Source organism: Erwinia piriflorinigrans CFBP 5888 (assembly GCF_001050515.1).
GTDB lineage: Bacteria > Pseudomonadota > Gammaproteobacteria > Enterobacterales > Enterobacteriaceae > Erwinia > Erwinia piriflorinigrans.
Genome location: NZ_CAHS01000015.1, coordinates 54,032 through 67,777 on the forward strand (window position 1 = coordinate 54,032; position 13,746 = coordinate 67,777).

General features: G+C 52.6%; 12 protein-coding genes and 1 pseudogene. 7 read left to right on the forward strand and 6 right to left on the reverse strand.

The window, feature by feature from the left end; genetic code table 11:
* Positions 1-49 precede the first annotated feature (49 nt).
* The 7 genes and pseudogenes from pheS (at position 50) to EPIR_RS08565 (ending at position 7,758) form a co-directional block, all read left to right on the forward strand.
* Positions 50-1,033 (forward strand): phenylalanine--tRNA ligase subunit alpha, encoded by a 984-nt coding sequence (gene pheS, locus EPIR_RS08535; protein ID WP_023654953.1) that lies wholly within the window; start codon positions 50-52, stop codon positions 1,031-1,033.
* A 15-nt stretch (positions 1,034-1,048) separates the two neighbouring features.
* Positions 1,049-3,436 carry a phenylalanine--tRNA ligase subunit beta gene (gene pheT, locus EPIR_RS08540; protein ID WP_023654954.1) on the forward strand — a complete coding sequence of 796 codons (2,388 nt, stop codon included), beginning with the start codon at positions 1,049-1,051 and terminating at the stop codon, positions 3,434-3,436.
* Positions 3,437-3,440: 4 nt separating this feature from the next.
* Entirely contained in the window at positions 3,441-3,740 is a 300-nt protein-coding gene (gene ihfA, locus EPIR_RS08545) for an integration host factor subunit alpha (protein WP_017802142.1), read from the forward strand.
* Between the two features lie 147 nt (positions 3,741-3,887).
* Positions 3,888-4,432, forward strand: a pseudogene (locus tag EPIR_RS08550) (glutathione peroxidase).
* 223 nt (positions 4,433-4,655) lie between these two features.
* Positions 4,656-5,114, forward strand: a complete 459-nt coding sequence (locus EPIR_RS08555; RefSeq protein ID WP_023654957.1) for a C40 family peptidase — start codon at positions 4,656-4,658, stop codon at positions 5,112-5,114.
* A 352-nt stretch (positions 5,115-5,466) separates the two neighbouring features.
* Positions 5,467-6,207: an EAL domain-containing protein gene (locus EPIR_RS08560; RefSeq protein WP_048697454.1), complete on the forward strand. Its 741-nt coding sequence runs from the start codon at positions 5,467-5,469 to the stop codon at positions 6,205-6,207.
* A 111-nt stretch (positions 6,208-6,318) separates the two neighbouring features.
* The gene (locus EPIR_RS08565) at positions 6,319-7,758 is read left to right on the forward strand and encodes a protein adenylyltransferase SelO (RefSeq protein WP_023654959.1); all 1,440 of its coding nucleotides are present in this window, start codon (positions 6,319-6,321) and stop codon (positions 7,756-7,758) included.
* Here EPIR_RS08565 and EPIR_RS08570 read toward each other — a convergent pair.
* The 6 genes from EPIR_RS08570 to ppsR all read right to left on the reverse strand — a co-directional run bounded on the left by EPIR_RS08570 (position 7,755) and on the right by ppsR (position 13,567).
* Positions 7,755-8,534 (reverse strand): heme ABC transporter ATP-binding protein, encoded by a 780-nt coding sequence (locus EPIR_RS08570; protein ID WP_023654960.1) that lies wholly within the window; start codon positions 8,532-8,534, stop codon positions 7,755-7,757. The two genes, EPIR_RS08565 and EPIR_RS08570, sit on opposite strands and share 4 nt — an antisense overlap.
* Positions 8,527-9,528: a FecCD family ABC transporter permease gene (locus EPIR_RS08575; RefSeq protein ID WP_023654961.1), complete on the reverse strand. Its 1,002-nt coding sequence runs from the start codon at positions 9,526-9,528 to the stop codon at positions 8,527-8,529. Before EPIR_RS08575 ends, EPIR_RS08570 begins: the two co-directional genes overlap by 8 nt.
* Complete coding sequence (locus EPIR_RS08580; protein WP_023654962.1) at positions 9,525-10,346, reverse strand: heme/hemin ABC transporter substrate-binding protein; 822 nt, start codon at positions 10,344-10,346, stop codon at positions 9,525-9,527. The genes EPIR_RS08575 and EPIR_RS08580 overlap by 4 nt, the downstream gene beginning before the upstream one ends.
* Complete coding sequence (locus EPIR_RS08585) at positions 10,343-11,380, reverse strand: hemin-degrading factor (protein ID WP_023654963.1); 1,038 nt, start codon at positions 11,378-11,380, stop codon at positions 10,343-10,345. Before EPIR_RS08585 ends, EPIR_RS08580 begins: the two co-directional genes overlap by 4 nt.
* 157 nt (positions 11,381-11,537) lie before the next feature.
* Complete coding sequence (locus EPIR_RS08590; RefSeq protein ID WP_023654964.1) at positions 11,538-12,584, reverse strand: 3-deoxy-7-phosphoheptulonate synthase; 1,047 nt, start codon at positions 12,582-12,584, stop codon at positions 11,538-11,540.
* A gap of 149 nt (positions 12,585-12,733) precedes the next feature.
* On the reverse strand, positions 12,734-13,567 hold the full coding sequence (ppsR, locus tag EPIR_RS08595) for a posphoenolpyruvate synthetase regulatory kinase/phosphorylase PpsR (RefSeq protein ID WP_023654965.1): 834 nt from the start codon (positions 13,565-13,567) through the stop codon (positions 12,734-12,736).
* Between the last annotated feature and the right edge of the window lie 179 nt (positions 13,568-13,746).

Here is a 13,746-nt window from a genome sequence, read left to right on the forward strand (position 1 = left end):
CGTCCTGACATAAAACAGATCGGCCGTATGGCTGGAAGAAGAGGAAAGCATGTCACATCTCGCAGACCTGGTGGCGAGCGCGCTAGCCGCCATCAACGATGCTCAGGATGTCGCCGCGTTAGATAACGTTCGCGTCGAATATCTGGGCAAAAAAGGACATCTTACGCTCCAGATGACCACCTTGCGTGAACTGCCTGCGGAAGAACGTCCAGCAGCTGGTGCGGTGATCAACGAAGCTAAGCAGCAGGTACAGGAAGCGCTCAATGCGCAGAAAAATGCGCTGGAGTCTGCGGTAATGAATGCGCGTCTGGCGCAGGAGACCATCGATGTTTCGCTGCCGGGACGTCGTATTGAAAATGGTGGGCTGCATCCGGTTACCCGCACCATCGATCGCATCGAAACCTTTTTCGGCGAGCTTGGATTTTCGGTAGAAACCGGCCCCGAAATTGAAGATGATTATCACAATTTCGATGCGCTCAATATTCCAGCGCATCACCCGGCTCGAGCCGATCACGATACCTTCTGGTTTGATGCCACCCGTCTGCTGCGTACTCAGACCTCTGGCGTACAGATCCGCACAATGAAAAATCAGCAACCGCCGATTCGAGTCATCGCACCCGGCCGCGTTTACCGTAACGATTACGATCAAACTCACACGCCGATGTTCCATCAGATGGAAGGCCTGATTGTTGATAAAGACATCAGCTTTACCAACCTTAAAGGAACGCTGCATGATTTCCTGAACAACTTCTTTGAAGAAGATTTGCAGGTGCGCTTCCGTCCATCCTATTTCCCGTTTACCGAACCCTCTGCCGAAGTGGATGTGATGGGTAAAAATGGCAAATGGCTGGAAGTACTTGGCTGCGGAATGGTTCATCCGAACGTACTTCGTAACGCGGGCATTGACCCGGAAGTTTACTCTGGTTTTGCGTTCGGTATGGGAATGGAGCGTCTGACCATGCTGCGCTATGGCGTCACCGATCTGCGTGCTTTCTTCGAAAACGATTTACGTTTCCTCAAACAGTTTAAATAAGGGCGGGTAAAACCAATGAAATTCAGTGAACTCTGGTTACGTGAATGGGTCAACCCGTCCATTGACAGTACCGCTCTTTCCAATCAGATCACCATGGCCGGTCTTGAAGTGGATGGCGTGGATGCCGTTGCCGGTGCTTTTCATGGTGTGGTAGTGGGTGAAGTGGTCGAATGCACTCAACATCCTAATGCCGACAAGCTTCGCGTGACTAAGATTAATGTGGGTGGCGATCGCCTGCTGGATATCGTCTGTGGTGCGCCAAACTGCCGTCAGGGGCTGAAGGTGGCCGTGGCAACAGTCGGGGCAGTTCTGCCAGGCGATTTCAAAATTAAAGCCGCTAAATTACGCGGTGAGCCGTCAGAAGGCATGCTGTGCTCATTCTCCGAGCTGGGTATTTCCGTCGAACAGGACGGGATTATTGAACTGCCGCAGGATGCTTCAGTAGGAACAGATATTCGTGACTATCTTCAGCTGAATGACCACACCATTGAAATCAGCGTCACACCAAACCGTGCGGATTGCCTGGGCATTATCGGCGTGGCTCGTGATGTCGCGGTACTAAACAGGTTGCCGTTGAATGAGGTGGATATCCAGCCAGTTTCCGCAACGTTGCCGGACACTTTCCCGATCCGTGTTGATGCACCTGAAGCCTGCCCGCGTTACCTGGGGCGGGTGGTGAAAGGTGTCAACGTGAAGGCCGCTACGCCGTTATGGATGCAGGAAAAATTGCGCCGTTGCGGAATACGTTCCATCGATCCGGTCGTTGACGTGACAAACTACGTTTTACTTGAACTTGGTCAGCCGATGCATGCATTTGACCTCGACCGCATTGATGGCGGTATCGTGGTTCGTCAGGCGGAAGAGGGTGAGATGCTGAAACTGCTCGATGGCAACGAAGCCAAAATGAGCAGCGATATGTTGGTGATTGCCGATGACAAGAAAGCGCTGGCAATGGCGGGTATTTTTGGCGGCGAACATTCCGGCGTAAACTCGCAGACGCAGAACGTGTTGTTAGAATGTGCTTTCTTCAGTCCGCTATCGATTACCGGACGTGCACGTCGTTATGGCCTGCATACTGATGCCTCTCATCGCTATGAACGTGGTGTTGATTCGGCACTGCAATATAGAGCCATTGAACGCGCAACGCGCCTGTTATTGGATATCTGCGGTGGCGCAGCCGGCCCGGTGATTGATGTGACGGATGAAGCCGCATTACCTCAGCGCGGCACCATCATTCTGCGTCGTGAAAAACTGGATCGTCTTATCGGTCATGTCATTGCTGATGCAGAGGTGAGTGATATTCTGCGTCGTCTGGGCTGTGAAGTCACAGAAGAACAGGGCAAATGGCATGCAATCGCCCCGAGCTGGCGCTTCGATCTTTCTATTGAGGAAGATTTGGTGGAAGAGGTCGCTCGCATCTATGGTTACGACAATATTCCTGACGTGCCGGTGCAGGCCGGTCTGGTGATGACCAAACACCGCGAGGCCGATCTGTCGCTGAAACGTGTTAAAGCGTTACTGGTGGACAAAGGTTACCAGGAAGCGATTACTTACAGCTTCGTTGATCCTAAAATTCAGGCGCTGCTGCATCCGGGAGAAGATAATCTGGTTCTTCCAAGCCCCATCTCAGTTGAGATGTCAGCGATGCGATTATCGCTGTGGAGTGGTCTGCTGGGCGCAGTGGCTTATAATCAGAATCGTCAACAGTCACGCGTACGCCTGTTCGAAAGCGGCCTGCGCTTTGTACCGGATACGCAGGCAAACCTCGGCATCCGCCAGGAAGTGATGTTGGCAGGTGTGATTTCTGGTCACCGTAATGAGGAACATTGGGATCTGGCACGCGATGCGGTAGATTTCTATGATCTGAAAGGTGATGTAGAATCTGTTCTGGAGCTAACCAATAAGCTGGACGATATCCGGTTTGTCGCCGCAGCCAATCCTGCACTTCATCCTGGCCAAAGCGCTGGCGTATATTTGCGTGATGAACACATTGGATTTATTGGAGTTGTTCACCCCGAACTGGAACGCAAGCTTGATCTTAATGGGCGTACGGTTGTTTTCGAATTGCAGTGGGACAAGCTCGCAGACCGCGTCCTGCCTGATGCCAGCACGGTTTCTCGCTTCCCGGCAAACCGTCGTGATATTGCTGTAGTTGTGGCTGAAAACGTACCCGCAGGCGATGTCATCACAGAGTGTAAGAAAGTTGGCGCAAATCAGTTAGTTGGCGTAAACTTGTTTGACGTGTACCGTGGTAAGGGCGTAAATGAAGGTTTTAAGAGCCTCGCTATCAGCCTGACTTTACAAGATACCAGCCGGACACTCGAAGAAGAGGAGATTGCCGCTACCGTTGCAAGATGCGTAGAGGCACTGAAAGAGCGATTCCAAGCATCCTTGAGGGATTGAACCTATGGCGCTTACAAAAGCTGAAATGTCTGAATACCTGTTTGAAAAGCTTGGGCTTAGCAAACGTGATGCCAAAGAGCTGGTAGAACTGTTTTTTGAAGAGGTGCGTCGTGCTTTGGAAAACGGTGAACAGGTCAAACTGTCAGGATTTGGCAACTTCGACCTTCGCGACAAAAATCAACGTCCGGGAAGAAATCCTAAAACGGGTGAAGATATTCCCATTACGGCTCGCCGGGTTGTCACGTTTCGACCTGGTCAGAAATTAAAAAGCCGGGTTGAGAACGCCTCGCCGAAAGAAGATTAATTACCGTTGTTCAAAAGGCCGCGCAAGCGGCCTTTTTCATTGCGTTCGATAATGGCCTGAAGCGTAAAGGTGCTTTAAAACCAGCAGTCAGGGTGTCCCACATGGGGCCCGGCGGCTGTTATTTTCCACAGCTAAACAGGAAAAACGATGAGCTTATTTGATACCGAGCTGGTTACACTGGACGGCGAAAAAACAACTCTGGCCCAGTGGCAAGGAGATGTTCTGCTGGTGGTCAATGTGGCATCAAAATGTGGCCTGACGCCGCAATATGAAGCCCTGAAGATTTACAGAAAACGTGGCATAAGCAGCGGCTGACGGTACTGGGATTTCCTTGCAATGCCTTTCTGGAGCAGGAGCCAGGTAGTGAAGCCGAAATCAAAACGTTTTGCAGCACCACCTACGGCGTGAGTTTCCCTATGTTCAGCAAAATTGAGGTTAACGGTCCGCAGCGTCATCCGCTCTATGCACAGCTTATTGCAGCTCGGCCGGAAACCATCGCCCCTGAAAACAGCGTTTTTGCTGAAAGAATGGCCAGCAAAGGCCGTGCTGCAAAAGAGTATGGTGATGTCCTGTGGAACTTCGAGAAGTTTATTATCGATCGTGATGGTCAGGTTGTGGGGCGTTTCTCACCTGACATGGAGCCCAACGATCCGTGTCTGTTGGCGTGTATCGGCAAGGCGCTGGGTAAATAGACCTCGATGGACATGACGTGCGATGCGATCCCTATAGCACAAGTTAAAACCGGGTTGTTCATCTCTTCTCCTGCCCTCAACTGAGCCAAGTAAAGTTCAGGGCGGGACGCAGCCAACGATGGGCAGCACGCGCTGTTAATTCCCGGTTTAACAAATGGCGGATGTTGCCAGTTCACGGGTTGACCGCTAAATTAGATCCATGAGTGATAAAGGGACGTACATAATGCGTTTTTTCCTGGTGTTGACTGTGATGATTCTGGCTGGTTGTAGCAGCCGTGCACCCGCACCCAATTCAAGGCTTGCAGATTCAATTAGCGTTATTGCGCAACTCAACGACCAGCTTGGACAATGGCGTGGTGCGCCGTATCACTATGGCGGCATGGATCGCGGCGGCGTTGACTGTTCTGGATTTGTTTATCTAACTTTCCGCGAACGATTTAATTTGCAATTACCCCGTACCACATCAGCGCAGACCGGTATCGGGACACGTATTGATAAGTCACAGCTATTGCCGGGCGATCTGGTTTTCTTTAAAACGGGCAGTGGTGAAAACGGACTGCATGTTGGCATTTACGACACGGATAATTATTTTATTCATGCCTCAACCAGTCGGGGAGTGACGCGCTCGTCATTGGATAATGTTTACTGGCGTAAAGTTTTTTGGCAGGCACGGCGAATTTAATCTTTCCTCCACACATCTTAATGCCGCTTTTAACACCATTTGATTTATATCCACAGTGTTAGCGTTAGCGAAGTTAACCATTACGATATGAGATTAATTCCCCTTAAGTGTTATTTTTTGCTACACCAGTCTCTTTTTTAGTTAAGAAGTGATGAACTAAACAAGCGTAACGAACTCTCCCTTTTCATTAAGATGACACAGGTAAAGACTGTTTGTGTCATTTTTGTGGTAGTTTAGCGTCCCGGAATGCAAGTATGAGAAAAAAATAGTAGAATGACGACGGGATGACGACGCACTTGTCCTGTTGTTGAATACAGGTTGGCGGAGATCACCGCTTAAAATGGCGAATGAAATGAAAATCCATCTGCAAGCGGATTATAAAACTCATAACGGTTTCTGTCCGATTTATGCCCCAGACGGGCAGTTAACGGCTGTTGAAATGTTGACTCACTTTACTCATGCGGCGGCCAACGTGTCGATACCGCAGGAAATTCTTACCCCTCAGCTTAATGACCAGCAGCGCCTCCGGTTGATGCAGGATAAAATTAATATCATCTCAAGACATCATGGCTTCTTTATTCAACATAATGTCAATGTTGCCATTAATATTGATATGGCCCTGGCGAAGACCATCCTCGAAAGCGACCTGTTACTCAAGAAGATGCGCCTGCTTGACTGTGTTGAATTGGAGATAAGTGAAAGTTTTCCGGGTCTGAAAGACGGCGATGATTATGATCATCTGATGAGTTTGGGTGAAAGTTTTAGTTTAAGCCTGAATAATTACGGCGCGGGACAGGCAACGTCGAAAGCCATTTTCGACAATCTTTTTTATCGTATTAAGCTGGATAAGGGATTTATTCATCGCAGCATCAAGCGCTTGTCCTTCCAGCCATTTATTGGCGCTATTCTCGATCACATTAAACCGCATTGTCAGGAAGTGGTGGTACAGGGGATCGATAACTTTGCCGACCTGCAAACCGTCCGTCAGTTTGATTTCGACGGTATTCAGGGGGCGCTGTTTGTCACCGAGTATGAAGAAACGTTGATGCGCCTGCTGGAAACGCCCTATCTTTTACCCGATTCTGCCATGTAATACCCCGTAATACCCCTGTTATTAATCGGTGTTTAGCCGCCGCCGGGCGCTTTACACTAACCCGAATAGATCGCCGCCGGGGCGGTTCCCGGTGGCGCAGGGAGAGGCGTGATGCAATTTAATAATACCTGGCATAATGAGCTGGATGGTTTTTACACTGCGCTGCAACCCACACCGCTGAAAAATGCGCGTCTGCTGTATCACAGTGCCGAGCTGGCGCAGGATCTGGGGCTGGATGAACGCTTGTTTGATGCGCAAAACGTAGGGCTGTGGAGTGGCGAGCATTTAGCCGAAGGTATGCAGCCGTTGGCACAGGTTTACAGCGGTCACCAGTTTGGCGTCTGGGCAGGGCAGCTGGGTGACGGACGTGGACTGCTGCTCGGTGAGCAGCAGTTGCCTGATGGGCGAAAATTTGACTGGCATTTGAAAGGAGCCGGACTTACGCCGTATTCCCGCATGGGCGATGGTCGGGCGGTATTGCGTTCGACCCTGCGCGAATTTCTTGCCGGTGAAGCGATGCATCATCTTGGCATCGCAACCTCGCGGGCGTTGACGGTGGTGACCAGCGATGAACCGGTCTATCGGGAAACCACCGAGGCTGGCGCCATGTTGCTGCGCGTGGCGGAAAGCCACGTCCGTTTTGGTCACTTTGAGCACTTTTATTATCTGGGACAGACGGAGAAAGTGACTCAACTTGCTGACTATGTGATCCGTCACCACTGGCCGGAGCTAGTGCAGGAGAGCGACAGATATTTGCTGTGGTTTAGTGATGTGGTGCAACGCACCGCGCGGACGATCGCCGGTTGGCAAAGCATCGGTTTTGCGCACGGCGTGATGAATACGGACAATATGTCGATTCTCGGACTGACGCTGGATTATGGCCCCTACGGTTTCCTCGACGACTACCAGCCAGATTTCATCTGTAATCACTCTGACCATCAGGGCCGCTATAGTTTCGAAAATCAACCTATGATCGGCCTGTGGAATTTGAATCGCCTCGCGCATGCGCTTTCAGGGCTAATGAGCCCGCAGCAGCTTAAACAGGCGCTGGCAGGCTATGAACCCGAACTGATGCGCTGCTGGGGAGAGAAGATGCGTGCCAAACTTGGGCTGCTTACCCCAGGTAAAGACGACAATAATATTCTTACCGGATTGCTGTCGCTAATGACCAGAGAAGGCAGTGATTACACGCGCACATTCCGTCAGCTCAGCCAGAGTGAGCAGCGACAGTTGCGTTCGCCAATGCGTGATGAGTTCATTGACCGTGACGCCTTTGACAGCTGGTATAACGTCTGGCGTCAACGGGTGTTGCAGGAGGAACGCAGCGACGAGGAGCGCCAGCGAACGATGAAACAGGCCAATCCGGCGTTGGTATTGCGTAATTATCTGGCACAGCAGGCAATAGAGCGGGCTGAGCAGGATGATATCAGCGTGTTCGCGCGTCTTCATCAGGCTCTGTCGCGACCGTTTGACGATGCGCCAGAGTTTGCTGACCTGGCGCGTCGCCCACCTGACTGGGGAAAAAAACTGGAAGTCAGCTGCTCAAGCTAACGCCGTAACGTCACCTGGGGCACCCCTTCGCAGCGATGCGGGTGTACCATCACATCGGCGTGATACCAACGGGTCAGCATAGGTTCGTTTACCACTTCTTCTGGCACTCCCTGCGCGACCAGCCGCCCGTCAGCCAAGAGCATGACGCGATCTGACCATAAGGCGGCAAGGTTCAGGTCGTGCAGCACGCAGCAGACGCTGAGCGGGTGTTGGCGCGTCAGCCGGAAGAGTAAGCGCAGTAGATGCTGCTGATGGTAGAGATCCAGTGCGGAAGTCGGTTCGTCAAGGAACAACCAGCCGCGTGGCCCATCGTGCCGCCACAGCTGCGCCAGCGCTCTGGCAAGCTGTACCCGCTGTTGTTCCCCACCGGAAAGCTGCAAATAATCGCGGTTGGCCAATTCGTCACAGCCCGTCAGGGCCATCACCTGTTCCACCACCGGTTTAATTGCCAGCTGCGGCCAGGGCGCACGCCCCATCGCGACCACATCGGCAACGCGTAGGGGGAAAGCCATGCTGCTCTGCTGGCGCATCACCGCACGCTGCTGTGCCAGTTGTCCGGCGGACCAGTGTGCCATCGGTTGGTTATTCAGCAGACATTGGCCGTGCTGAGGGGTGATAAATCCGCTTAACAGGCGTAGCAGCGTCGACTTACCCGCTCCATTCGGGCCGATCAGCGATACCATTTCTCCCAAACGCAGGTTCAGCGAAATATCCTCTATCAACCAGCGCTGGCCCCGGCGATAACTCAATCCATTTGCTGTCAGTAAATCATCCACGCAGGCCTCCCTGTCGACGCATGATCAGCCACAGGAACCAGGGACCACCGATGAGGCTGGTCAGCAATCCCACCGGCATCTCTGCCGGTGCGACCAGCGTGCGCGCAAGGGTATCGGCCAGCAGTAGCAGGATTGCGCCACTGAGCAGTGAAGAGGGCAACAGCCAGCGATGGTCGCCACCGAGGCAGAAGCGCATCAGATGTGGTACGACCAGGCCAATAAAGCCAATCACTCCGCTTACCGCCACGGCAGCCGCCACCAGCAATGCGCTGAACACCAGCAGATAACGCTGTGTGCGCGGGACGTCAACGCCGAGGTAATGAGCCTCCTCGTCTCCCAGTTGCAGGATATTCAGACGTTTTGCCAGGCGTTGTACCAGCACCATACAGGGCAGCACCACTGAGGCACATAGCAGCACCGTTGGCCATTGCGCCTGGCCGAGACTGCCCATTCCCCAGAGCGAAAGCTGGCGAAGCTGCTGATCATTACTTAACCATGACAGCACGCCGACTGCCGCCCCGCAAAGGGCATTTATCGCGATACCTACCAGCAGTAATCGGCTAAGTCCACTGGTCCCCTTACGGCTGAGCAGGAAGATGACCAGCGTCACGGCCAGACTGCCGAAGAACGCAGCCAGTAGCGGCAGATACAACATCAATACGCCTGGAAGAGCGAGTGAGAGCACAATCGAAATGGCTACTGCCAGCGCGGCACCGCTGCTGATGCCCAACAGGCCAGGGTCGGCCAGAGGGTTACGGAACAAACCCTGCATGACGCAGCCGGATAAGGCCAGTGCACCGCCGACCAACATCGCCAATAGCACGCGCGGCAGGCGGATGGTAAACCAGATTTGCCAAAGAGTGCTGTTGCTCCCCGCCTGCCATAACATCGGCAGTGACAGCTTCATCGCCCCGATGTTGGCGGCGCTGATGGCCAGCGTAAGCAACAAAAGGAATAACAGGCACAGCCAGCGTCGGGGATGTGTTGATTTCACAGCACAGCTTCCGCAGCCCGGCGTAATGCACGGATAGCCGCCGGGGTATCGATACCAAAACCGGTCAACGCCATATCATCGACTATCAACAGCCGTTGTGCTTTGCCTGCGGGTGTCAGTGCAATGCCGGGCAGTTTCCACAGGTTCTCTGAACCGCCCAAAGTGCGTATGCCGTCAGTGGTGGCGACAATCAACTGCGGTGCGCTGGCTATTACGCCTTCCTGAGATAATGGCTGATAGCGCGCTATCCCAGCCATGGCGTTCTGCAATCCGGCTGCATGGATTGCCGCATCGGCAGCGGTGCCACTGCCGGCACCCATCGTGCCCATTCCCTGATGTGCCAGAATAAACAGCACTTTTACCGGCAAAGGCTGGGTCGATATGCTGCTGAGCTGCTTTTTGACTTTTTCCTGTAACGCCTGCCCGTTCTCTTCTCGATGCAGGGCAGCGGCGACAGTGTGGATTTTCTCTCCAATCACGGCGATACCGGGTTGTCCGGTGATGGTGATCACCTTGACTCCGTTGCGCTCAACCTGCTCAAGGGCCAGCGTTGGCTTCGCCAGTTCGCTGGCAATCACCAGGGTGGGCTTCAAGGCAAGGATACCTTCTGCATTCAGCTGGCGCATATAGCCCACGTCAGGCAGCTTTTGCACTACCGCAGGATGCAGGCTGGTGCTGTCGCGTGCCACCAGCTCCTGTTGTGCGTTGAGAGCGTAGATAATTTGGGTGACATCGCCACCAATACTGACGATACGTTCTGCTGCGCTAACGCAGAATGTCAGAAATAAAGTGAACAGCGCGGCTAAACCCAATTTCATGCCGTGGCACCGTCAGTCGTCAGAGTCAGGTTGCTAAGCTGTTGACGCCATGCGGATTGCTCCGGCTGGCCTTCACTACGCTGACCAAATAGCTGGGCGATTTGTGTTCCGTCGGCGGCAAACAGCTCAAGGCTGGTGACGATGCCATCAACGGTAGGTTTACGCGTTATCCAGCTTTCAGCGATTTGCTGCTCCTGTAGGTGCAGCGTAAAGGCCGGATTGAAAATGTTAAGCCAATTATCCATTGGCATCAGCTTTTCTATTTTTCCGGTAAAGATCTGCGTGCAGGCACGATTACCGACAAAGATCATGATTTCATTTTCCTGCTGCTGCACGGTTGTCAGCAGGGCAGACAGGGAGCCATTATCGACACGTTGTGCCAGATCGTTGCCGACCACATGAAATGCCTGTTGACGTGAAACGCCGTGCTTTTTAAGCAGGCGGAAGAATTGATGTACGTCAGTCATCGCACGCCACTCTTTTTCCAGCAGGGCGGCATCAAATTCTTCAGCATAACGGGTCGCAGCCGCCGGGGTAACGCTGAAAGCCGTCGGGGCTTCTGCACGGTAGTGGGCAATCAGCTGTTGCCAGGCCTCAGTGTTGGTGTTCTCTGTGGCGTAGACTTTCAGCACTGCATCGCCATGCTGGTCAAAAAACTGGATGCTCTGGCGCTCACCGTGAGCGGTCACTTCTTGTAAATGGAATACGCTGGCCCACTGATTAACAAACACACGCAGATCGAGCGCGCGCGGGTTAAGGACGAGACCGGCATGCGCATTGATATGAACATGACTGAAGACGCCGAGATGTTCATGCACCGCATACTCATTGCGGGTAATACATTTCGTTTCACCCACGGCCTCCAGGGCGTGTAGCAGTTCACCCATATCAGGACGTAATGGCTGTGCTTCGTGTCCTGCGCGGATCGCCGTCAACTCCGCCTCGCTGATGCCCATCAATGCCGCCAGATCACGGGCGTATTTCTTCGGGTTTTGCGTTTTGAGTTCATTATAACGCTGATAACGTGTTGTCATTTGTGTGATCCTTACAGGGGGATGGCGGACTTATCCGTATTCATAATGATAATCATTATCAATAAAATAGTGCGGCGTGCAAGTAGAAATAGCGGGTGCGGAGAGGGATACGGAGATAAAGAAAACAGGCTGGCCCGTCAGGAGCCAGCCAGATCGGTTAAAAGCGGCTGTCAACAGCGTCGGCGAGCAGCTGCAAGACCTCGGCGCTGTCTTGCCAACCCAGGCAGGGATCGGTGATTGACTGACCGTAAACCAGCGGGACACCGGGCTGAACCTTCTGTGTACCTTCCTGTAGGAAGCTTTCGATCATCACGCCAGCAATCGCCCGGGAGCCATCACGGATTTGCTGTGCCACATCGGCTGCGACCTCTTTCTGTCGACGATGTTGTTTCAGGCAGTTGCCGTGACTGAAGTCGATAACCAGCTGGGGAGGCAAATGAAATTCACACAGGCTGGCTGCAGCTGCGGCAATATCTGCCGCGTGATAATTTGGCGTCTTGCCACCGCGCATGATGATATGACCAGCAGGATTACCGCTGGTTTGATAAATGGTCATCTGGCCGCGTTTATCCGGTGACAGAAATATATGACTGACACGAGCGGCGCGAATAGCATCCACCGCAATGCGAATATTCCCATCGGTGCCATTTTTAAAGCCCACCGGGCAGGACAATGCCGAGGCCATTTCGCGATGGATCTGGCTTTCCGTGGTGCGGGCACCAATTGCCCCCCAGCTGATCAGGTCAGCGATGAACTGCCCGGTCACCATATCGAGAAACTCAGTGGCCGTTGGCATACCGAGCGCATTGATGTCCAGCAGGAGTTTACGCGCTACGGCCAGACCATGATTCAGGCGGAAGCTGCCGTTAAGATCCGGGTCTGAAATCATTCCCTTCCAGCCAATGACCGTGCGCGGTTTTTCAAAATAGGTACGCATGACGATTTCCAGGCGAGAATGGTACTTTTCGCGCAGTGCGCAGAGCCGCTCAGCGTATTCCAGGGCTGCCGCAGGGTCGTGCAAAGAGCAGGGGCCAATGACGACCAGTAGGCGCGGATCTTCGCCATTAAGAATACGGGTAATCGATTTTCGTGACGTTGTCACGTTATTGGCAATGGCTTCGCTGATCGGAAACCTCTTCTGCAATTCTGCTGGCGCTACCAGACTCTCAATGCGCGCAGTCCGCAGTTCATCGGTTTTGTTCATCGCTTTCTCTAAAATTTTGTCTTCACAACGGCAGGAATGCCGGGAAGTAATGATGTTTACCTTAAAGCAAAGCGTGATGATTTCAACCGTAAATCAGCGGGCGCAGCGCCGCTGCATTTTTGGTGACGTTACAGGGCATGAATTGACGTTCAGTACATGCGTCGTGTCAGACTCATGATATCAAGAATTTTAGTGGCAATTTCTTCCACAGAGTAGTTGGTACTGTTGAGATAGCGAATCTGATGGGTGCGGAACAGGGCTTCAACTTCACCGACTTCCAGCCGACACTGACGCAGAGAAGCGTAGCGGGTGTTCTCCGCGCGTTCCTGGCGAATGGCAGCCAGGCGTTCCGGCTCAATCGTCAGGCCAAAAAGTTTATGCTGGAACGGCTTTAGCGCCACGGGCAGTTTTAGGTTATCCATATCATCGGCAATGAACGGGTAATTGGCCGCACGTATACCAAACTGCATCGCCAGATAAAGGCTGGTAGGGGTTTTGCCACAGCGTGACACGCCTAACAGAATAACCTGAGCATCCTCCAGACCACGTAATGAAATACCGTCATCGTGCGCGAGGGTATAATCAATAGCAGCGATACGCGCATCATATTTGCCGAGATTACCTGCGGTCAGGCCATGCGTGCGGTTAGCCACCGGTGCCGGAAGCAAACCCAGTTCTTCTTGTAAAGGGCCCACCAGAGACTGCACGATATCCTGACAGAAGCCGTCGCTTTGCAAAATAATATCGCGTATCACCGGCGTCACGATGGAGATAAACACCAGCGGGCGCAGGCCACTTTGCTGATAAAGCGCATTAATTTGTGCTTTTACCGCCTGAGCGCGCTGTACCGTTTCGACAAATGGCAAGGTAACGCTTTGAGTGGCGACAGGAAATTGCGACATCACCGCATGGCCCAGCACTTCGGCGGTGATGGCCGTGCCGTCAGAAATATAAAAAACACTGCGTTCGGCGTTCATGTCCATCTTATCTCCGACTGTCGTTGTCTGTGCAGATTAAGTGAATTGAGCTGTCTGAGGCAAATCCAGATTAGCCTGTTATGAAAAATGGAAAATTCATTGTCATTAATTATGAAATTTATGTTTTGAAAATGTCTATGCCAATAAATATTAATTGGCTTCACAAAGAAGTTTCCGGTGATTAT